We start from the raw sequence: 21,003 nt of genomic DNA, 5'->3' as shown, positions 1-21,003 counted from the left end.
CGGGACGGTCGCGCAAGGAAGCCGCGCACGAAGGGAGTCGGTCTGCCGATCCCGCCGTGCGTCGCACGCAACCGACGGGGGAACGGCGGTGTTGCCTGGCATGGAGCTGATGGGCTGCCCGGATTTGGCAGTCCCTGCGGACGTGATGCATCACGTCGTGCACGTCGAATCCTCATTCAATCCCTACGCCATCGGCGTGGTGGGCGGCCGCCTCGCGCGCCAGCCTGCGAACCTGCCCGAAGCCGTCGCTACCGCACGCATGCTGGAAAGCCGCGGCTTCAACTTCTCGCTGGGACTGGCGCAGGTCAACCGTTACAACCTCGCGCGCTATGGGCTCGCGTCCTACGAACAGGCGTTCCAGACCTGCCCGAACCTGCGCGCGGGCGCGCGCATCCTCGCCGAATGCCATCAGCGCGCCGATCGCGACTGGGGCAAGTCCTTCAGTTGCTACTACTCCGGCAACTTCACCACCGGCTTTCGGGCAGGTTACGTGCAGAAGATCTACGCCTCGATGCGCGACGCGGCGGCGGCGAGCTATCCGGGTGCTATCCCGGTGTACGGCACGCCGACGGCGCGCCGTGCGCCGAAGACCGCGGCATGGCGCGCGTCAGGCGAGGCGCCGTCGCGCATCGAACCGCTGGTGTTGGCCACACCTGCACCGGCCGCCCCGGTTCCCGCGGCCACTCCGTCGATAGCCGCACCCGCTGGTGTAGGCGCGCCCATATCGCAACCCAACGACGACAGCAGCGACAGCGTCGTCGTGCTGCGCCCCAACGGCGCACCGCCGCGCGTGGCCGACAGCGCGCCCGTCGCCCCGCCCACCCCACCCGCTCCCGATGCACCGCCGCGTGATGCGGCGTTCGTGTTCTAACCCGCCCCGGCGACCTCGCCGACTGCAACGACAAGGAAAGCGCAATGAAGTCGATCAAGTCCCTGAAATCCACCTTCTCCTCGGCCGTTGCTGGCGTGGCGTTCGCGCCGAGCCTGGCCCTCGCCCAGGCCACGGGCGGCGGCGGTGATTTCACCGAGACGGGCAGCACCGTCAGCAAGTTCTTCACCAACCTCAACGGCCTGCTCAACCTGGCATCGATTTCGGTCGTCACGATCGCCGTCATCTTCGCCGGCTACCAGATCGCGTTCGCGCACAAGCGCATCGCCGACGTCGCGCCGATCCTGATCGGTGGCTTCCTGATCGGCGCCGCGGCGCAGGTCGCGAAGATGCTGATCGGCGGGACCTGATCGAAGCAGGCCGCGACCATGCAGAAGAACGTGCTCTTCCGCGGTTGCACGCGGCCGCCCATGTTCATGGGCGTGCCGTACGTGCCGTTCTTCATCGGCGCCGGCAGCGTGATCCTGCTGTCGTTCTACATCAACATGTTCCTGCTCGCGCTGCTGCCCGTCGTCATCTTCGTGATGCGGCAGATGGCGCGACGCGACGAGATGATCTTCCGCCTGCTCGGCCTGCGCCTGCAGGCGCGCATGAAGGTCCGCAATCTCGACGTGCATGAAGGCATGTGGGTGTTCACGCCGAATCTGTATCGCGACCCGCGCAAGAAGTCCCCGGACCGCTGAACTCCAGCGATTTCCGACTCCACCGGCGACGGGAAAGCCTTCCCGTCGCCGGCGTTTTCCCGTTGACCGGCTGCCATGACGACGTTCACGCCCGACACCTCGATCAGCGAATTCCTTCCGCTGTCCACGCACGTCTCCCCGACGGTGGTCAAAACCACCGGCGGCGATTTCCTCATGACGTGGCATCTCGAAGGCTTGCCGTTCGTGGGGCGCGAGGAGTGGGAACTCGAGCACCGGCACAACACGTTTAACCGCATGCTGCAGACGCTGCGCGCGCCCGACTTCGTCAATGTGGCGTTCTGGGTGCACGACGTGCGTCGCCGTCGCCGCATCAAGCATCGCAGTCGCTTCCGCCAGCGCTTCAACCAGGAAATGTCCGACGCGTACTTCGAGTCGCTGTCGTCGCAGAAGATCATGGCCAACGAGCTGTACCTGACCATGATCTACCGCCCGGTGGTGACCGGTAAGAAGTTCGTGGAAAAGTCGGCGGACGTCGGCCAGCTTCAGGCGCAGCAGGACGAGGCGATCGCCAAGCTGCTCGAGCTCGCCGGCAACCTCGAAGCCGTGCTCAAGGACTACGCGCCGTACCGCCTCGGCATGTACGAGGCCGAGAACGGCGTGGTGTTCTCCGAGACGCTCGAATTCTTTGGCTATCTGCTCAACCGCATCGACGAGCCGGTGCCGGTCCTCGACGCGCCCGTCAGCACCTACCTGCCGGTCAGCCGGCACATGTTCTCCGGCAAGACGGGCGACTTCGTCATCACCACGCCGACCGGCACCAATCACTTCGGCGCGCTGCTCAACATCAAAGAATTCACCGACGCGACCTATCCGGGCATCCTCAATCGCCTGAAGTACCTCGACTTCGAATACGTCATCACGCATTCCTTCAGCCCGATGGGTCGGCAGGATGCGCTCAAGGTGCTCGACCGCACCAAGGGAATGATGATCTCGTCCGGCGACAAGGCGGTCAGTCAGATCATCGAGCTCGACCAGGCGATGGACCAGCTCGCTTCGGGCAACTTCGTGCTCGGCGAGTACCACTTCACCATGGCGCTCTACGCCGACTCGCAGGAAAAGCTGTCGCAGAACATCGCGACCGGCCGTGCGGAGCTGTCGAACGCCGGTTTCGTGTCGGCGAAGGAAGACCTTGCGGTCGTCGCATCGTTCTATTCGCAGTTGCCGGCGAACTGGAAATACCGCACGCGCATCGCGAACGTCAGTTCGCTGAACTTCCTCGGGCTCGCGCCACTGCACAACTTCGCGTCCGGCAAGAAGGAAAACAATCCCTGGGGCGACTGCGTCACCACGCTGCAGACGACCAACGGCCAGCCGTACTACTTCAACTTCCACGCCACGCATCCGGGCGAGAACTCGTTCGGCGAAAAGGCCATCGGCAATACGATGGTCATCGGCAAGTCGGGTACCGGCAAGACCGCGCTGATCAACTTCCTGCTGAGCCAGGTGCAGAAGCTCGAGCCGTCGCCCACCATCTTCTTCTTCGACAAGGACCGCGGCGCCGAAATCTTCGTGCGCGCCTGCGGTGGAAATTACCTCGCGCTCGAGAACGGCCGACCGACCGGCTTCAATCCGTTCCAGTGCGAGCGCAACGAGGCGAACGTCCAATTCCTTGCGGACCTGGTGAAGGTGCTCGCCGGCAAGACGCTCTACACCTCGCGTGAGGAAGAGGACATCTTCCGCGCGGTCGAGAACATCCTCGACACACCGGTGCGGCTGCGCACCATGACCAACTTCCAGAAGAGCCTGCCCAACATGGGCGACGACGGCCTCTTTGCGCGCATGCGCAAGTGGACGGCGGGCAATTCGCTGGGCTGGGTGTTCGACAATCCCGAGGACACGATCGACCTCGAGAGGGCGCCGATCATCGGCTTCGACTACACGGACATCATCGACAATCCCGAAGTCCGCGTGCCGGTGATCAACTATCTGCTGCACCGGCTGGAATCGCTGATCGACGGGCGTCCGCTGATCTACGTGATGGACGAGTTCTGGAAGATCCTCGACGGTAAGGGCGGTCTGAAGGAATTCGCCAAGAACAAGCAGAAGACGATCCGAAAGCAGAACGGCCTCGGCATCTTCGCCACGCAGAGCCCGGAAGACGCGCTCGCCAGCGACATCGCGGCCGCGCTCATCGAGCAGACCGCGACGATGGTGCTGCTGCCGAACCCCAATGCGAGCCGCGAGGATTACATCGACGGCCTCAAGCTGACGGAAGCCGAGTACCAGGTTGTCGTCAGCCTCGATGAGCGTTCGCGCTGCTTCCTGGTCAAGCAGGGCCATGCGGCCAGCGTCTGCCAGCTCAACCTGCGCGGAATGGACGACTCACTCGCGGTGATCTCCGCGTCGACCGACAACATCGAGGTCATGCACGAGGTGCTCGCGCATGAAGCCGCCCGCCACGGCGTGTCGATCGACCGACTGACGCCGGACCAGTGGCTCTCGACGTTCTACGAATGCCGTAAGGGGTCGGGCAAGTCAGGCTCGTCCACCGCAAGCCCATCCCCCGCACGCCGCTCGACCGCGGCAACCGCCTAGGAGAACTGTCATGCATTCACGGAAGAACGGACATATCGCCCGCGCGGCGCGCTTTACCGTCCTGTCGGCGGCGATTGGTCTCGCAGGACTAACGCACGTCCAGCGCGCCGAGGCGCAGCTGGTCACCGCGGAAGCTGGTCCGTCGCTGCTCGCGCACCTGATGAACGAGATCAACACACTGACCCAGCAGATGCAGGACTACGTCGCCTACGGGGAGCAGGCGGTGCGCTGGAAGGCGACATGGGACCACTATCAGCAGCAGATCGCGAAGTTCATGGGTCAGGTTCGCAACCCGATACTCTCCAATAAGCTGGCATTTGCCGAAGTGCCACTGGACGCCGGCGTCATGGAAAAGTGCGGCGGAACCGGCGGCTTCAGCTTCAGCCTGTCCAGCTTGACGACGACCTTGGCACCGGACTTCACCAGCGACATCGTGTCGAGCCAGAAGAAGATTTGCGCACAGATTCAGATGCTCGAGAACCAGAAGTACAACCTCACGGTTCGCTACTACAAGGAAGTCGCACCGAGCCTCGAGCAGGACCTGCGGAAAATCGAAGAGCAGCGCGCCCAGAACAACGACCAAGGCACGCTTCAGGCGGTGGCCGAGGCGTCCGAGCGGCTCCAGAACCAGCAGACCATCAGTGGCGATGCGCTCGACAAGCAGGTCAAGGCCTGCGACCAGCTCATCGCGAACCTTTCTGAAATGCAGAAGAACCTGGCCCGGCAAGCACTGCTGGGCAAGCCGAATAGTCCCCTGGGCGGGCTGGTGAAAACCGCGACGCTGGAAGCGGCGCTCAAGGTCGGCAAGTAATCGAGGGGGAGCCGGGTAGCCACCCGGCAGCGCAACGGAAGCGGGAAAACGGGACATGATGGGAATGAGCTGGCTGGCGCCGCGCGTCGACTCGATCGGAGACTTCGTCTTCTACCGATTGATCCTCAGCTACCTGCGCGACGAAATCCACACCTTCGGCATCGATGTCATGCATCGCGCCATGAGCTGGGTCGGAATGATCGCGCTGACCCTGCTGACGCTATGGATCCTGATTCAAGGCTTCCGCATCGTGACGGGACAGTCACGTGACTCGATGATGGCCCTGGTGATGAACTCGCTGAAGGCGACGCTGATCCTCAGTGTCGCCACGTCGATGGCGATGTTCGGCACCGACCTCGACAAGATGCTGACCGAGGGCGTGAAGAACGAAATCAACCACGTGGTGACGGGCTCGTCTTCATCGCCGGAGGAGGCGATCGACAAGAATCTGGCGTGGATGCAGGTGGCGCTGTCGAGCATCGACGTGCTTGACGTCGCAGGGGATCAAACACTCGATGCGCAGAAGACGCGGGCCTTGTACATGGTCGGCTTCGGCACCGGCGGCCCGGCGATCGTCGGCGGCACCATGCTCCTGCTGAACGAGGTTGCGATGGCCTTGTTCATCGGCTTCGGGCCGTTGTTTATTCTGTGCCTACTGTTCGACCAGACCAAGCCCTTGTTCGGGCGATGGCTCTACTACGGCTTGGGCACGATGTTTTCGATGGCGGTGCTTAGTGCAATGGTATCGATCGCGCTGGAAATGGTTGTGCGCGTTGCCAGTTCGTTCTGGGGATCTGCGCTGCTCGGAGTGCTGGCGGGTTCGAGCTTCAGCGACGGCATGACGAGTCAGGCTATGCAGCAGGGCGGGCTTGGGTTGATCCTGACGACCCTAATCATCAGTGCGCCGCCGATGGCCGCTTCCTTCTTCCAAGGTACGTTGGGGCAGTTCACGCCAGCATCGGTATTTGGCAATCGCGGTGCTCAAATGGATCCAGCAGGAAGGTTCCCGGGGCAGTCGGGTTACATGCCATCCGCGTATTTGGAGCGCACGTCGCCGTCGAATCGCGAACAGTCCAATGTGCCCGTACCTGCCTACCATAAGGTGCACGTGGCCTCGGACGAGATCAGAAGAAAGTAGGACCTTCAATGACTGAGCGGACTGCCAAGATTTTCGCGCTGTTGCTGCTAGCCCTCGCCACCGGTGATGCCGGTGCTCAGTATCAAATTGGCGGCTATTACTACAGCTGCCCTGTCGGCGCCGCTTGGAACGATCCGCGCTGCACTCGGCAACCGACGGGTGACCCGGCAAGTCAAAGCTCGCCGTCGCAATCTCCGGCTGGGTGGATCAATAAGTGGGGGGCGGTATACATCGATCCGGACACTGGATCGATTGGCGCGACGACGGAAGGGGCGAGCGGCCGCGAAGCAGCCCAGATCGCTGAACAGAGATGTGAAAAAGATGGCAGCCGGAACTGTCAGCAGCAGACGGTATTTGTAAATACGTGCGTTGCGGTAGCTTGGCCCTCGAAGTCGGGTAGCTCCGTTACACAGACGGGCCTTGAGGTCGATGACATCGCGCGCATCGCTCTGCGGGACTGCGGAGGCACGGCATCTGCGTGCGAGCTGGTCTATCAATCGTGCGCGACTCCGCAGAGGATTCGTTGATCCGCCTTTGGAGTGGCGCTTGCCGAGGCAGTCGCTCATAGGCGCAAGGCACCCGAGACCCTTCCGGGCCATTCGACTCGGGTGAACTCGGGTTGCCCGTCGGCGCTTGGGAATTTGCCGAACAGGTCGCCTACAATTGCGCGCCTATTTCGGTGGGCCGACATGCAACGCTCGCGCGCTCAAAGGGGCAGTCTGAACGCGGCTCCGCCCCCCTCTCCGTCGCCCCGATGATGGACTGGACCGACACCCACTGTCGGGCCTTCCACCGCGTGCTTGCGCCATCCGCGCTGCTGTACACGGAGATGGTTCACGCCAATGCGGTGATCCACGGGGATCGCTCGAAGCTGCTAGCCATGGATCGGTGCGAGCATCCGGTCGCGTTGCAGCTCGGCGGCAGTGAGCCCGAATTGCTCGGCGAGGCATCGCGGATCGCGGCGGATTGGGGCTTCGACGAGGTCAACCTGAATTGCGGGTGCCCGTCCGATCGTGTGCAGGCGGGGCGATTCGGTGCCTGCCTGATGCGTGAGCCAGCGCTGGTCGCCGAGTGCGTGGCGGCGATGAGCGCGGCGGTGCGTGCGAGCGAGCGTCCGGATGTTCCCGTCACGGTGAAGTGCCGCCTCGGTGTCGACGAGGACAACGACTTCGACGTTTTTCTTGCCTTCGTCGACCAAGTGGCAGCGGCCGGTTGTGACACCTTCATCGTCCACGCGCGCAATGCCTGGCTGAAGGGGCTGTCGCCCAAGGAAAACCGCGAAGTGCCGCCGTTGCGCTACGACTGGGCGTACCGGCTCAAGGCGCTGCGACCGGAACTTGGCATCATCGTGAACGGTGGCATCGCGGGCGTCGACGACAGCCTCGCGCATCTCGAACACGCGGACGGCGTCATGCTCGGTCGCGCCGCGTATCACGATCCCTATGTCCTGCATCGAGTCGATGCGCGCCTAACCGGCGCCGAAGCGCGCACGCGCGAAGCGCTATTGCGCGACTACATGCCCTACATGCAGCGCCAGCTCGATCGCGGCGTCGCGCTCAAACACATGACGCGTCATCTGCTCGGCCTGTTCCTCGGCGAGCGCGGCGGTCGCGCGTTCCGTCAGGTGCTGAGCGAGGGTGCGCATCGACCGGGTGCCGGTCTTGAACTTGTCGAGGACGCGATCGCGTGCACGCACCCCGACTGGCTGCGGAGGTCGGCGTGATCACCCGCGACCGCGCGCGTTTCTTCGAGGCCGCGTCGCGCTGTTCGCCCGACGCCGGCCCGGCGACGGCGCGCGCTGCGTTCCTGGTGGCGCCGGAAGGATTCGCGCGTGCCGAGCAGTCGGCGAGCGACAACCGCTACATGGCGGACGCAGTGCGCTTCGACCCCGATGCCGCCATGCGCCAGCACCGTGCGTTGCAGGCGGCGCTGTCGATCTCGCTGCCGACGATCGCGTTTCCCGGCGATCCCGCCACGCCCGACGCGGCCTTCCCCAACAACGTGTTCGCAACTGCGCGCATCGACGACGTGCCGCGCCTGATCGTCGGCCGCATGCGCCATCCCGTCCGCCAGCGCGAGGCGGAACGCGCGGACATCCGCGGGTTCTTCGTCGATGCGCTGGGATACACGCCGTTCGATCTTTCGTCGCAGGCGCACCCGTGCGAACTCACCGGCGCGCTCGTGATCGATCGCGCGCGCGGCATCGGCTTCGCGGGCCTGTCGGAGCGTTGCGATGAAGAAGGCGCGCGACGCATGCACGACGCCTTCGGTCTGCGTGCGACATTCCTGTTCGACCTCGCGCCGGGCGAGTACCACACCAACGTCGTGCTAGCGGTGCTGGCGGGGCGCGCGGTGGTGTACGCGCCGCAGGGTTTCGCGAACACCGAGGATGCACGCACGATCGCGTCGTTGTACGCGCCGCACGCGATCGAACTGTCTTCGGACGAAGCTGAAAGCTTCGCGGGCAATGCGATCGCGCTCGATCCGCAGCGTGTCTGGATGAGTCGTCGCGCCGACGCCTCGTTGCGCGCGTCGACGCGTGCTGCATTCGCCGACGCCGGCTTCTCCGTTCACAGCGTCGAACTCGATGCAATCGAGGCAGGTGGCGGTTCGTTGCGTTGTTGCGTCGCCGAGATATTCTGAGCAACTGAACGGCGGGCACGGCGATGCCCGAAAAGTTCAGAGCGGATTCACTGCCTCGCTTCGATCATTTGCCCGCACCCTGGTGCCGCACCGCCGTCGTCCGAGTCCGCCATGCCCTACGGTCGTTCCCTTCTCATCGCTGCGCTGGTTCTCGCCTCGGGCAGTGCGCTCGCGGGCCCGCCGGGCGGCCGTGGCGCACCGCCTCCGCCGGATCCGGCGCGCGCGGGCCGTGCGCATGAGAGCCAGCCCGAGGAGCGTTCGCTGGCCGACTCGGTCCGTCGTGTCGAGCGTCAGACCCGCGGCGAGATCCTGAGCGCCGAGCGCGTCCCCTTCGACGGCCGCGACATCAACCGCATCAAGGTCCTGGACCAGACGGGTCGCGTCCGCGTCATTACCGAAGACCCGCATCCGCAGCAGGGCGGCCGTCCGCCGGAGCAGTGAGACCGCTGTACGGCCGCTTGCTGAACAGGCGAGAGCGTACACACGGCAACGACGGCCGTAGCGGCTAAGCTACCTGAACAGCCAAGCGGCCATGCCGCATGGGCGCCCTGTCCAGGAGCTTGGAAAATGCGAATCCTGCTGGTCGAAGACGAAGCCCCCCTCCGCGAAACCCTCGCCGCCCGCCTGCGGCGCGAAGGCTTTGCGGTCGACGCGGCCCAGGACGGCGAGGAAGGCCTTTACATGGGCCGCGAAGTGCCGTTCGACGTCGGCATCATCGACCTCGGCCTTCCGAAGATGTCGGGCATGGAGCTAATCCGCGCCCTGCGTCAGGAGGGCAAGCGTTTCCCGGTGCTGATCCTGACCGCCCGCTCGAGCTGGCAAGACAAGGTCGAGGGCCTCAAGCAGGGCGCCGACGACTACCTCGTCAAGCCGTTCCACGTCGAAGAGCTGCTTGCGCGCATCAACGCGCTGGTCCGTCGCGCGGCCGGCTGGAGCAAGCCGCAGCTCGAATGCGGACCGGTCGTGCTGGACCTCGCCGCGCAGACCGTGACGGTCAACGGCAGCAACGTCGACCTGACCAGCTACGAGTACAAGGTGCTCGAGTACCTGATGATGCATGCGGGCGAGCTGGTCTCGAAGGCCGACCTCACCGAGCACATCTATCAGCAGGATTTCGACCGCGACTCCAACGTGCTCGAAGTCTTCATCGGTCGCCTGCGCAAGAAGCTCGATCCCGACGGCACGCTCAAGCCGATCGAGACGGTGCGCGGTCGCGGCTACCGCTTCGCGATTCCGCGCAGCGGCGAATAATCAACGCACTCTGCCTGATGGCCGCGGACCGTGGCCATCGCGCGCGTCCGATGCATTGGTGACGTCATGTGCCGCCGTATCGACACGTGCGCGATGCATCCACGTCGTCTTCGCCAGCTGCAACTCGCGCTGTACGCGATGACGTCAGGCAGTGGTCGGTTGAACAGCGTTCGCGCATGATCGCGAGATGAGGATCGGACAACCCCGTTCGCTGCAGACGCGCCAGTTGCTGGCGGCGAGCCTGTTCCTCGTCGCCTTCCTGGCGTTGGCGGGCTATGCATTGGATCGCGCATTCCTCAAGACCGCGCGCGACAACCTGCGTGAGCGTCTCGACAGCTACGCACTCGCGCTGGCGCGCGACGGCGACTTCGCGCGCGATGGCACTTTTATCGTCGAGCCGTACGCGCTTCCGGATGCGCGGTTCAGTCGTCCCGGCAGCGGCCTCTATGCCGAAGTGGTGTTTCCGAACGGGCACTGGGATTCGGAATCCGCACAGGGGCCGCGTCTGCCGCCCGCGCCACTGCTTCCCGAGGGCGCGCGACGTTTCGAAGGCCCGCTGGCGATGCATGAGATCGACGGCAATGCGGGCGAGGTCTATCGCTACGGGCGCGGCCTGATCTGGCTGAGCGACGACAACAACCGCGCCGCCGAATTTCCGTACACGATCTATGTCTACGAAGACACCGATGCGCTGCGTGAGCAGGTGCAGATCTTCCGCTCTGCCTTGTGGCGTTATCTCGGCGGCGCCGGTTTGCTCCTTTTGCTGTTGCAAGGTGTGATCCTGCGCTGGAGCCTGTTGCCGATGCGGCGCGTCATCGACGAGCTCAAGCGCGTGCAGCGTGGCCAGTCGTCGCGCATGAGCGAACGCCATCCGCGCGAGCTCGAGCCGCTCACCGATTCCATCAATGCCTTCATCGAAAGCGAGCGCGAAAATCTCGATCGACAGCGCAATACGCTGGCCGACCTCGCGCATTCCCTCAAGACGCCGCTCGCCGTTCTGCACTCGCGCCTAGACGATCCCAACATCGATGTCGACGACATGCGCGTCGAAGTGCGGGGTCAGGTGCAGCGCATGACCGACATCGTGTCGTATCAGCTCGCGCGTGCGGCGAGCCGCGGCCACGCGCTGTTCGCCGCGCCGATTCAGATCGAGCCGCATGCGGAGCAGATCGTCACCAGCCTGGAAAAGGTCTACGCGTCCAAAGGCGTGCTCTGCGAGTTCGAGCTGGGCGAGGGGTTGCAGTTCTACGGCGAACCGGGCGATCTGCAGGAGCTGCTGGGCAACCTGCTCGAGAACGCGTTCAAGTGGGCCAAGTCGCGCGTGCTGCTGACCATCGCGCCGGTCGCCTGCGAACAGAACCGGCGCCCCGGCCTGATCATCGCGGTGGACGACGACGGCCCGGGCATCCCGCCGGACAAGGTCGCGCTGGTGCTGCAACGCGGCGTCCGTGGCGACGAGCGCGTGCAGGGCCACGGGATCGGTCTTGCCATCGTGCAGGACCTGGTGCGCGCCTACCGCGGTGAACTCGAGGTCGGCGAATCGACCGAACTCGGCGGCGCCCGATTCGAAGTGCGACTGCCGCCCGGTCTCTGACGGAGGCGTTCGAGCCGGCTGGGTAGAATCGCTGGATGACGTTCCGCATCCGCGCCATCACCCTGGACCTCGACGACACGCTGTGGCCGATCGCGCCTGCGATCGACCGGGCCGAACAGGCGCTCGACACCTGGCTCGCGACGCACGCCCCGCGCGCCGCCGCGCAATGGCCGCTCGCGGTGCGCCAGCGGCTGCGCCTGCAGGTCGACGCCGAGCGCCCGGAGATGGCGCACGACATGACCGCGCAGCGCCAGTGGATGCTCGAGAGGATGTTCGCCGAGGCGGGCGAGGATCCCGCACTCGTGCACGGCGCGTTCGAAGCGTATTTCGCGGCCCGCTGCGAGGTTGAGCACTACCCGGACACGCTCGATGCGCTCGAGCGTCTGGCCATGCGCGTACCGCTCGCGTCCGTCAGCAACGGCAACGCCTGCCTCACGCGCATCGGCCTGATGCCACTGTTCCGCTTCCAGCTCGGCGCGCGCGAGCACGGCGCCGCCAAGCCGACGCCGAGCATCTACCTCGAAGCCTGCCAGCGGCTCGGTGTCGCACCGCACGATGTGCTGCACGTTGGCGATGACGTCGAACTCGATGTCGTCGGCGCCGCGCGTGCCGGTCTGCGCACCTGTTGGATCGACCGTCGCAACGAACACTGGCCACGCCACGACGTCCGCCCCGATCTGCACTTCACCGATCTCGCCGCGCTGGCCGACTGGCTGGACGCGCATCTCGCTACGGAACACCACGCCGCATGAACCTGCCGACCGGTTTCGTCGCCTCGTCCGAGGCTGCCCTCCCGCTGCACGTGATCGATCGCGTGCGCACGCCGCAATGGCGCGCCGCGCTGCCGGCACCCGCACAGGCCTGGGCCGACGCCCATGCGTTCGACGCGACGCCGGGTACGGCCATCGTGCTGCCGGGCGCGGACGGCGCTGCGGCGTCGGCACTGGTCGCGATCGGCGATGCACTCGATCCTTTCTCGTACGCGCATGCCCCACGCGCGTTGCCGCTGCGCGACTGGGCGCTCGCGACCGCGCTCGATGCCGCCGAACACGACGCACTGCTGCTGGGCTGGGGGCTGGGCAGCTATCACTTCGGTCGTTATCGCGCGCCGCTGCGAGCGCCCGCCAATCTCGTCGTCGATGCGTGGCCGGACGAGGTGCGTGACGTGCTCGCCGCGTGCGCGCGTGTGCGTGACCTCGTCAACACGCCGACGCAGCACATGGGCCCGGACGAGCTCGAACGCACGGTCTGTGAAATCGCCGAGGCGCACGGTGCGCGCATCCGCGTGGTCAGCGGCGATGACCTCATCGACCAGAATTTCCCGGCGATCCATGCGGTCGGTCGCGCCTCGCATCGCGCGCCGCGCCTGATCCGCCTCGACTGGGGCGATGCCGCGCATCCGCATGTCGCCATCGTCGGCAAGGGCGTGTGCTTCGACACCGGCGGTCTGAACATCAAGACCGGCGACGGCATGCGCAACATGAAGAAGGACATGGGCGGCGCCGCGCACGCGATCGCGCTGGCCGAGCTGGTGATGTCGCGCCGCCTGCCGCTGCGCATCTCGCTGCTGGTGCCGGCGGTGGAAAACGCGATCGGTCCGAATGCGTTGCGCCCGGGCGAGGTGATCTCGACACGCCTTGGCGTGCATGTCGAGATCGACAACACCGATGCGGAAGGCCGCCTGATCCTCAGTGATGCGCTGACGCATGCGGCGGAAGACACGCCGGCGCTGCTCATCGACTTCGCCACACTCACCGGTGCCGCGCGCGTCGCGCTTGGTCCCGATCTGCCGGCGCTCTATTCGAACGACGAGACGCGTGCGGCAACGCTGCTCGAGGCGAGCGCGACCACGCGCGACCCGCTGTGGCGCATGCCGCTGTGGCGTCCCTACTGGCGTTACCTCGCCAGCACGGTGGCCGATTTCGCCAACAGCGGTCCGTCGCGCATGGCCGGCAGCGTCACCGCCGCGCTCTACCTCGAGCGTTTCGTGCCCGCGCAGCAGCCGTGGCTGCATATGGACACGTACGCATGGAACGATGCCGACCGCCCGGGCAAGCCGGCGGGTGGGGAGGCGCAGGGACTGCGTGCGGTCTATGCGATGTTGCGGAGCTTCGCGGCGAAGGGCTGAGTGCGGCGCGCATGCGGTGATTCGTCGCGGCTAGACTCGCCGCATGACGCCATCCCGAGCACGCTCCGCATCGCCACGAATTCCATGGAGCGTGCTCGCGCCGGTCCTCGCCACCGTCGCGATTGCGGGCGCTTTGATGATGATCGGCCGTTGGTCCAACGACCGGCGCGCTGCGCTACGTGTTCATGCCGCGGCCACGAGACCCGTTGCGCACGTTCTGCCGCAAGGGCTGACTTTGGACAGGACACCGCACTACCGCATCCGCAGCGCTGCGGATGCGGCGACCACCGCCGATGTCGCCGCGGCGGTTGAGGCACTGCACGACGCCTACGCACACACGTTTCCGATCAGCCGCGATGGCCCGTTTGAGCTCGTGCTCTACCGCGACCGCGCACAGTTCAGGGCCCACAACCGCAGCACGCCATGGGCAGAGGCGTACTATCGCGAGCCGATCTGCCATGCGTACGCCGGCGATCCGCCCAACCGGTATCACTGGATGCTGCACGAGGCGACGCACCAGTTGTTGCGTGAGGGTTCCGGCTATCGACCCGCACGGTGGGCGAACGAGGGCATCGCCGGCTATTTCGGTGCAAGCCGGATCGTCGATGGCCGGCTGCGACCAGGAACCGTCAGCCCGAACGCGTATCCGATCTGGTGGCTGGCCGCCACACCGCTATCGGGCAATATCGATCGCGACATTGAACTCAACGCGTTCGTGCCCCTGGATGCATTGCTCGACAGCGATCGCACGGACATCGCGCCGCAGCTCAATGGCTACTACTTGGGCTGGTGGAGCCTCACGCATTTCTTGATGCACGGGCAGGGCGGCCGATATGCGCCTGCGTTCCATGAGCTGGTCGCCCACGGGGCATCACGCGCGGAGTTCGAGAAGCGCATCGGGCCACTGCCGAAGATCCAGCTCGAGTGGTACGCCCACATGTGGGGCGCCGTGCAGGCCGCACGCGAGAATCGCCTGGATCGGTGGGCGTCCGGCTTCGACGCGAAGCATTGACGGTTACAACCATCCCTTCTGCCGCGCCAGCCGATACGCCTCGACGCGGTTCGCCGCATTGAGCTTGCCGATCGCCTCGGACAGGTAGTTGCGCACGGTGCCGGCGGAGAGATGCAGCTGCGCCGCGATGTCGTTGGCGGTGAGGCCCCCGCCGGCGAGACGCAGCACCTGGCGCTCGCGGTCGTTGAGGGGATCGGCTTCGGACCACGCGTCGACGGCGAGTTGCGGATCGATCGCACGTCCACCGCGGTGCACCTGGCGGATCGCTTCGGCGAGCTGCTCTGCCGGCGCGTCCTTCAAAACGTAGCCGCCGACACCCGCGTCCAGCGCGCGACGCAGGAAGCCCGCGCGTGCGAACGTCGTGGCGATGACGATGCGGATCGGTAGTTCGTGACGGCGGATGCGCTGCGCGAGTTCGAGGCCGGTGAGGCCGGGCATCTCGATGTCGGTCACCAGCACGTCGGGTTTCAGGCGCTCCACCTCGCGCCACGCAGTGATGCCGTCCGGCGCGGCGCCGACGACTTCGATGTCGGATTCGAGCGAGAGCAGTGCGGTGAGCGCGCCACGCACCATCGCCTGGTCCTCGGCCAGGAGGACGCGAATCATCGGGACGGCATCAGCTTCGGCATGTGCGAACGGTAGCAGACGCGATTCACGCCGCGCGCGCGTCGTCGATATCCGGTTCGGGCAGTGACGTGGCGGGCTTCGGCAGCGGCACGCAGGCTTCCAGCCGTGTGCCCGCGGGCGAGGATTCGATGCGCAGCTTGCCGCCGAGTGCTTCCACGCGTTCGCGCATGCCCGACAGGCCATTGCCCGGTGTGATCGCGCCGCCGCGACCATCGTCGGCGACGCACAACTTCACTTCGCGGGGCGTCGACGACAGGGTGACTTCGGCGTGCCGTGCGCGCGCATGGCGCTGGATGTTGGTCACCGCTTCGCGCACGGTCAGTGCGAGCACCGTTTCGATCTCGGGCGGCAGCGTGACCGGTGCGAGGGCGTACTGCAGTTCGATCGCGTCGGATTCGAGCAGCAGGCGCGCCGAGGCCAGTTCTGCGCCAAGTCCGGCCGCGCGAATGCCTGTCACCGCGCTGCGCACCTGCGTCAACGCTTCGCGGGCAACGCGCGCGACTTCGTCGAGTTCGCGACGCGCGGCGGCCGGATCACGATCGACCAGCTTGCTCGCCAGTTCCGACTTCAGTGCGACCAGCGACAGCGTATGGCCCAGAAGATCGTGCAGATCGCGGCCGATGCGTTCGCGCTCGGCGAGCGCCGCGAGGCGACGCACTTCGTCGTGGCTGAGCTTGAGCGCGCTGTCCGCCTGTTTGCGGCGGATGTAATGCACGTTCATCAGGCCGACGACGAGGCCGACGACGACCGCGTTCAGTACGTAGATCCACGGCAGGTGCAATGCGATCCAGTACGCCGAATACGTCGCGACCAGCGTCACCATCGCCACGATCGCAGCACGCGGACGGAACGCGAAGGGAAGGTAGGCGCAGGCGTAGATGATGTAGCCCTGCCCACCGGGGTTCCAGGGTGTCAGCGCGAAACCGAGCGCCGCGATGGCCAGCGATATCGGCAGGGTGCGCCGGCAGTCACCGTAGTGGATGTACGCGAACAGGCCGAGGAAGATCGCGTAGCTGCCGAGCGTCGGCCAGAGCCAGTGCGGGAACGCGCCGGGCGCTTCGGTCAGCGGGACCAGGAAGATCCACATCGACCACACCAGGTTGAGCCACGACTGCCAACCCGTGCCGATCTGCGTGACCTGGATGATCGACTTGCCGCCGTCGTCGCGCTTCGTGTTCATGCCGCCGGTCCTGTGGATGCGCCCATGATGCCCGCGTCCTGCCTCAGCCGCGCGCCAGGCGGCGACGTGCGGCGGTGAAGAACACGGTCGCGTAGATGGCCAGCACCAGCGCATGCACGCCGATGGTGCCTTCGGCCTTCGCGCCGACGACAGCGAGCGCGATCTGCGACAGGTGATACGCCGGCCACAGCGGCGCGATCTTGCCGATGAAGGCGGGCAGCATCGACAGCGGCATCCACAGGCCGGCGAGGAAGGCCATCGGCAGGTAGGTCATGTTGACCACCGCCGGCGCGCCCTGGCCGGAGACCACGCTGCCGATGAACAGGCCGATCGCGCAGAACGGCAGCACGCCGAGCAGGTCGACCAGCACCAGCGACACCGCCTGCGACGCGGTGAGCGACACACCGGCGACGGTCAGGCCGATGGTGAGCAGCAGCAGCGAGATCGCGGTGGCGAACAGCATCGCCATGGCCATGCGCGAGAGCAGCACCGCGCCCGGCGGCACGGGCTGCGCGCGCTTCAAGGTGAGGAAGCCGCGCTCGCGATCCATCGCGATCGCCACGCCGAAACCGAACAGGCCGGGCGCCATCACGCCGAACACGCCGTAGGTCGCGAGCAGGTAAGTCGCCACCTCCGGGCCGCCCTTGTGATTGAGCAGCACCGCGAACAGCACGTAGAACATCGGCGGGAAGACGAGCGTCGGCACCGCGAACGAGGGCGAGCGCAGCAGGCGCAGGAATTCGTTGCGGGCTTCCAGCCAGTAGGCGCGCAGCGGGTTCGGGCGCGCGTCCAGGGCGACGGTGTTCATGCAGCCTCCTTGGTGATTTCGACGAAGGCGTCGGCGAGGCCGGCGCGGGTGACTTCGAGGTCCGACAGCGTCGGGTCGTCGGTGAGCAGGCGGTAGACGACGGCTTCGATCGCGTCCGCGACGATCTCGAGACGTTCGCCGTCGTGCGAGGCATTGAGCACGTGCGGCCATGCTGCAACGGTCGCGACATCGAGCGACGACACGCAGCGCACGCGACGCTGCGACACGCGCGAGCGGATCTGGGCGACGCTGCCCTGCGCGACGATGCGCCCGCCGTTGACCACCACGACGCGGTCGGCCAGCGCCTCGGCTTCCTCGAGGTAGTGCGTGGTGAGCACGACGCCGGTGCCATCGGCGACCAGTTCGCGGATCGCCGCCCACAGCTTCTGGCGCGCCTCGATATCGAGCCCGGTGGTCGGCTCGTCGAGGAACAGCAGCTTCGGACGGCCGCAGATCGCCATCGCGAACTGCACGCGGCGTTGCTGGCCGCCCGACAGGCGCCCGTAGCGACGCTCGAGCAGCCCGTCGAGACCGGCCAGTGCCACGCAGTCCGCGATGCTGCGCGGGTTGGCGTAATAGCTCCGCGTCACCTCGATCAGCTCGCGCACCTTGAGCGTGTCCGGAATGCCCGCGGACTGCAGCATCACGCCGACCTGCCGGCGCGCTTCGACCTCGTGCGGGTCGCGGTCGAACAGCTGCACGCGGCCGTCGTCGGCGGAGGTCAGCCCGAGCATCAGGGCGATGGACGTGGACTTGCCGGCGCCGTTCGGGCCGAGCAGGGCGAGCAGTTCGCCGCCGCGGACCTCGAGGTCGAGGCCGTCGAGCGCGAGGACGTTGCCGTAGCGCTTGCGCACGCCGGCCAGTCGGGCGAGCGGCGAGAGCGTGACCGTGGATCCCATGACGCGTCTCCGGTGGAAGGTGGGGCCACGATGCGCCGCTGCCGGCGGCCGCGGCAGTCGCGGCTGTCAGGAATTCCATGTGACAACCGTCAGGTGACGCGGCTCCGCCCCCGCCGTAACCTGCGCCACGTCGTCGCACCGCCGGTGCACCGACCGGCCTCCCGGTCATGCGGTCGACATCCCCCTGTCGTAATGGAACGCGATGAACACGTCTGCTGACCTGCTAAAGGAACTCCGCATCGATCGCAACGCCGCGCCACCGCCGTCGTCGAGCCGGCGCGGACTGTCGATCGGGCTCGCGGTCGCGGGCGTCGTGCTCGTCGGGGGCGGGATCGCCTTCGCACTGACGCGCGGGAACGCGGGCCCGGAAGTGCACGTCGCCGACGTCACCGCGATCGGCGCGAATGGTGGCAACGCTTCGGTGCTCGATGCGACCGGCTATGTCGTCGCGCGTCGCATGGCGACGGTGTCCGCGAAGATCACCGGCAAGGTGCGCGAGGTGCGCATCGAGGAAGGCCAGCACGTGCCGGCGGGTTACGTGATGGCGACGCTCGATCCGGTCGATGCCGACGCCACGCGCACGCTGGCGGGCGCGCAGGTCGCCGCGTCGCGTTCGCAGATCGCGAACGTGCAGGCGCAGCTGCGCGAGGCGGAAGCGAACGCGCGTCGCTTGTCGTCACTCGTCGGTCAACAGCTGGTATCGAAAGCACAGTACGACCAGGCCATCGCACAGCGCGATGCGTTGCGCGCACAGCTCGCGACCGCGCAGCGCAGCACGCAGGTGTCGAGCGCGAACCTGCGCATCGCCGAAAACGGCGTCGACAACACCATCGTGCGCGCGCCGTTCGCGGGTGTCGTGATCGCGAAAGCGGCGCAGCCGGGCGAAATCGTGTCGCCGCTGTCCGCGGGCGGTGGTTTCACCCGTACGGGTATCGGCACGATCGTCGACATGGATTCGCTGGAAGTCGAAGTCGACGTGGGCGAGGCCTATATCGGTCGCGTCAAGCCGGGCATGCCGGTGGAGTCCGTGCTCAACGCGTACCCGGACTGGAAAATTCCCTCGGAAGTCATCGCAATCATTCCGACCGCCGATCGCAGCAAGGCGACGGTGAAGGTGCGCATCGCGCTCAAGCAGAAGGACGCGCGCATCGTCCCCGACATGGGCGTGCGCGTGAGCTTCCTCGAGCGCGAGCAGCCCGCCACCCAGAACCGTGTGCCGGCCGTGCTGGTGCCGTCCAGTGCCATCGTCGACCGCGACGGCAAGCAGGTCGCGTTCGCGGTCGAGGGCGAGGCGGACAAGGCGACGGTGTCGCGCCGCGAAGTGAAGGTCGGTCGCACGCTGGGCGACGACCGCGAAGTATTGACCGGCCTGTCGGGCGGCGAGCGCGTGGTGCTCGACCCGACCGACAAGCTCACCGACGGTGCGCGCGTGCGCATCGCCAAGGACGAAGCGGAAGCAGCGTCGTCCAACTGAACGCACCAACGATCACAGGGAGGAGTGTCATGACGTTCGATCTTCAACAGGCCCAGGCGGACATGCGCCGGGCGTACTACGGCGGCGCCACCGGCATGGCGGCCTCGTCCATCGCGTGGTTCGCGTCGGCGATCGTCGCGATGCGGGGGCCGGCGGACACGGCCGTGTGGACGCTGCTCGTCGCGGGTGTCTTCATCTTCCCGGCATCGGTGCTGCTGTCCAAGCTCGCTGGTCGCAGCGGCGCGCACGCCAAGGGCAATCCGCTCGGCATGCTCGCCGGTGCCAGCACGTTCTGGCTGGTCTTCAGCCTGCCGCTGGCTTACGCCGCGTCGCGCCTGCACATCGAGTGGTTCTTCCCGGCGATGCTGCTCGTCATCGGCGGCCGCTACCTCACGTTCGACACGCTGTACGGCGAGCGCCTCTACTGGGCCTGCGGCCTCGCGCTCGCCGCCGCCGGTTTCGCGCTCGGCCGCGTGCTGATGACGCCGGCAGTCGCCGCGCTCGCCGGCGGTGCCATCGAAGCCGCGTTCGCCCTGGTCATAGCGCTGCGCGAACAACGCGCAGCGCGTCCCGTCGCCGCCTGATCCATTCGCACGCATTCCTGCAGGAGATCGCCATGTCGTCGCTCGTCAGCATCCGAGGCCTGCGCAAGACCTACCAGCGCGGCGCCGAACGCGTCGAAGTGCTCCACGGCATCGATCTGGAGATTCCCGAGGGCGACTTCGTCGCGCTCATGGGCCCCTCCGGCTCGGGCAAGTCGACGCTGCTCAACCTCATCGGCGGGCTCGACACGCCCACCGGTGGTGAAGTCGAGATCGGCGGTCGCCGCATCGACACGCTGCGCGCCGGCCAGCTCGCCAACTGGCGCAGCGACAACGTCGGCTTCGTGTTCCAGTTCTACAACCTGATGCCGACGCTCACCGCGCAGAAGAACGTCGAACTGCCGCTGCTGCTGACCAAGCTCAACGCGGCGCAGCGTGCACGCAACGCAGCGATCGCGCTGCAACTCGTTGGCCTCGCCGATCGCGCCAAGCACAAGCCGAACGAACTGTCGGGCGGCCAGCAGCAGCGCGTCGCAATCGCCCGCGCGATCGTGTCGGATCCGACGCTGCTGATCTGCGACGAGCCGACCGGTGACCTCGACCGCCAGTCCGCCGAGGAAATCCTCGCACTGCTACAGACGCTCAACCGCGAACACGGCAAGACGATCGTGATGGTGACGCACGATCCGAAGGCTGCGGATCACGCCCGTCGCACCGTGCACCTCGACAAGGGTGTGCTGGTCGACGAGCCGTCCTACGCGCACTGAT

At 66.4% G+C, this 21,003-nt stretch carries 21 protein-coding genes; 17 read left to right on the top strand and 4 right to left on the bottom strand.

Features of this window, described 5'->3' with window-relative positions:
• Nucleotides 1-100 precede the first annotated feature (100 nt).
• The 14 genes from DWG18_RS12265 (at nucleotide 101) to DWG18_RS12195 (ending at nucleotide 14,705) form a co-directional block, all read left to right on the top strand.
• Nucleotides 101-871, top strand: coding sequence for a lytic transglycosylase domain-containing protein (locus DWG18_RS12265; RefSeq protein WP_115647454.1), 771 nt, complete (start codon nucleotides 101-103; stop codon nucleotides 869-871).
• 44 nt (nucleotides 872-915) lie between these two features.
• A complete protein-coding gene (locus DWG18_RS12260) occupies nucleotides 916-1,239 on the top strand; it encodes a TrbC/VirB2 family protein (RefSeq protein ID WP_115647453.1) in 324 nt (107 codons plus the stop codon).
• 18 nt (nucleotides 1,240-1,257) lie between these two features.
• Nucleotides 1,258-1,572, top strand: a complete 315-nt coding sequence (locus tag DWG18_RS12255; protein WP_115647452.1) for a VirB3 family type IV secretion system protein — start codon at nucleotides 1,258-1,260, stop codon at nucleotides 1,570-1,572.
• Nucleotides 1,573-1,647: 75 nt separating this feature from the next.
• Entirely contained in the window at nucleotides 1,648-4,128 is a 2,481-nt protein-coding gene (locus DWG18_RS12250) for a VirB4 family type IV secretion/conjugal transfer ATPase (RefSeq protein WP_115647451.1), read from the top strand.
• Between the two features lie 10 nt (nucleotides 4,129-4,138).
• On the top strand, nucleotides 4,139-4,939 hold the full coding sequence (locus DWG18_RS12245) for a hypothetical protein (RefSeq protein ID WP_115647450.1): 801 nt from the start codon (nucleotides 4,139-4,141) through the stop codon (nucleotides 4,937-4,939).
• 64 nt (nucleotides 4,940-5,003) lie between these two features.
• On the top strand, nucleotides 5,004-6,077 hold the full coding sequence (locus tag DWG18_RS12240) for a type IV secretion system protein (protein WP_240318524.1): 1,074 nt from the start codon (nucleotides 5,004-5,006) through the stop codon (nucleotides 6,075-6,077).
• Between the two features lie 679 nt (nucleotides 6,078-6,756).
• Nucleotides 6,757-7,800 carry a tRNA dihydrouridine(20/20a) synthase DusA gene (dusA, locus tag DWG18_RS12230; RefSeq protein WP_255417303.1) on the top strand — a complete coding sequence of 348 codons (1,044 nt, stop codon included), beginning with the start codon at nucleotides 6,757-6,759 and terminating at the stop codon, nucleotides 7,798-7,800.
• Nucleotides 7,797-8,720 (top strand): arginine deiminase-related protein, encoded by a 924-nt coding sequence (locus tag DWG18_RS12225; protein WP_115648173.1) that lies wholly within the window; start codon nucleotides 7,797-7,799, stop codon nucleotides 8,718-8,720. The genes dusA and DWG18_RS12225 overlap by 4 nt, the downstream gene beginning before the upstream one ends.
• 261 nt (nucleotides 8,721-8,981) lie before the next feature.
• Nucleotides 8,982-9,161: a hypothetical protein gene (locus DWG18_RS15675; protein WP_343195086.1), complete on the top strand. Its 180-nt coding sequence runs from the start codon at nucleotides 8,982-8,984 to the stop codon at nucleotides 9,159-9,161.
• A gap of 126 nt (nucleotides 9,162-9,287) precedes the next feature.
• Nucleotides 9,288-9,971 carry a response regulator transcription factor gene (locus tag DWG18_RS12215; RefSeq protein ID WP_115647445.1) on the top strand — a complete coding sequence of 228 codons (684 nt, stop codon included), beginning with the start codon at nucleotides 9,288-9,290 and terminating at the stop codon, nucleotides 9,969-9,971.
• Nucleotides 9,972-10,158: 187 nt separating this feature from the next.
• The gene (locus DWG18_RS12210; RefSeq protein WP_115647444.1) at nucleotides 10,159-11,565 is read left to right on the top strand and encodes an ATP-binding protein; all 1,407 of its coding nucleotides are present in this window, start codon (nucleotides 10,159-10,161) and stop codon (nucleotides 11,563-11,565) included.
• Nucleotides 11,566-11,600: 35 nt separating this feature from the next.
• Nucleotides 11,601-12,317 carry an HAD family hydrolase gene (locus DWG18_RS12205; RefSeq protein WP_115647443.1) on the top strand — a complete coding sequence of 239 codons (717 nt, stop codon included), beginning with the start codon at nucleotides 11,601-11,603 and terminating at the stop codon, nucleotides 12,315-12,317.
• Nucleotides 12,314-13,693 (top strand): leucyl aminopeptidase family protein, encoded by a 1,380-nt coding sequence (locus DWG18_RS12200; RefSeq protein ID WP_115647442.1) that lies wholly within the window; start codon nucleotides 12,314-12,316, stop codon nucleotides 13,691-13,693. Before DWG18_RS12205 ends, DWG18_RS12200 begins: the two co-directional genes overlap by 4 nt.
• A gap of 91 nt (nucleotides 13,694-13,784) precedes the next feature.
• Nucleotides 13,785-14,705: a hypothetical protein gene (locus DWG18_RS12195; protein WP_115647441.1), complete on the top strand. Its 921-nt coding sequence runs from the start codon at nucleotides 13,785-13,787 to the stop codon at nucleotides 14,703-14,705.
• Between the two features lie 3 nt (nucleotides 14,706-14,708).
• Here DWG18_RS12195 and DWG18_RS12190 read toward each other — a convergent pair whose 3' ends face one another.
• From DWG18_RS12190 to DWG18_RS12175, 4 genes are read right to left on the bottom strand one after another with little or no spacing between them, the layout of a single operon-like run.
• The gene (locus tag DWG18_RS12190) at nucleotides 14,709-15,311 is read right to left on the bottom strand and encodes a response regulator transcription factor (protein WP_115647440.1); all 603 of its coding nucleotides are present in this window, start codon (nucleotides 15,309-15,311) and stop codon (nucleotides 14,709-14,711) included.
• A 46-nt stretch (nucleotides 15,312-15,357) separates the two neighbouring features.
• Nucleotides 15,358-16,512, bottom strand: a complete 1,155-nt coding sequence (locus DWG18_RS12185; RefSeq protein ID WP_162823833.1) for a sensor histidine kinase — start codon at nucleotides 16,510-16,512, stop codon at nucleotides 15,358-15,360.
• Nucleotides 16,513-16,555: 43 nt separating this feature from the next.
• On the bottom strand, nucleotides 16,556-17,320 hold the full coding sequence (locus DWG18_RS12180; protein ID WP_115647438.1) for an ABC transporter permease: 765 nt from the start codon (nucleotides 17,318-17,320) through the stop codon (nucleotides 16,556-16,558).
• Complete coding sequence (locus DWG18_RS12175; RefSeq protein WP_115647437.1) at nucleotides 17,317-18,219, bottom strand: ABC transporter ATP-binding protein; 903 nt, start codon at nucleotides 18,217-18,219, stop codon at nucleotides 17,317-17,319. Before DWG18_RS12175 ends, DWG18_RS12180 begins: the two co-directional genes overlap by 4 nt.
• Before the next feature lie 202 nt (nucleotides 18,220-18,421).
• On the opposite strand from DWG18_RS12175, the gene DWG18_RS12170 reads away from it, so the two are divergent.
• From DWG18_RS12170 to DWG18_RS12160, 3 genes are read left to right on the top strand one after another with little or no spacing between them, the layout of a single operon-like run.
• Complete coding sequence (locus DWG18_RS12170; protein WP_115647436.1) at nucleotides 18,422-19,693, top strand: efflux RND transporter periplasmic adaptor subunit; 1,272 nt, start codon at nucleotides 18,422-18,424, stop codon at nucleotides 19,691-19,693.
• Nucleotides 19,694-19,722: 29 nt separating this feature from the next.
• On the top strand, nucleotides 19,723-20,277 hold the full coding sequence (locus DWG18_RS12165) for a hypothetical protein (protein WP_115647435.1): 555 nt from the start codon (nucleotides 19,723-19,725) through the stop codon (nucleotides 20,275-20,277).
• A 32-nt stretch (nucleotides 20,278-20,309) separates the two neighbouring features.
• Complete coding sequence (locus DWG18_RS12160; protein WP_115647434.1) at nucleotides 20,310-21,002, top strand: ABC transporter ATP-binding protein; 693 nt, start codon at nucleotides 20,310-20,312, stop codon at nucleotides 21,000-21,002.
• The last annotated feature ends 1 nt before the right edge of the window (nucleotide 21,003 follow it).

The sequence above is a fragment of the Lysobacter sp. TY2-98 genome, from assembly GCF_003367355.1.
Classification (GTDB): Bacteria; Pseudomonadota; Gammaproteobacteria; order Xanthomonadales; family Xanthomonadaceae; genus Cognatilysobacter.
This window is presented reverse-complemented; position numbering and strand designations above follow the sequence as displayed.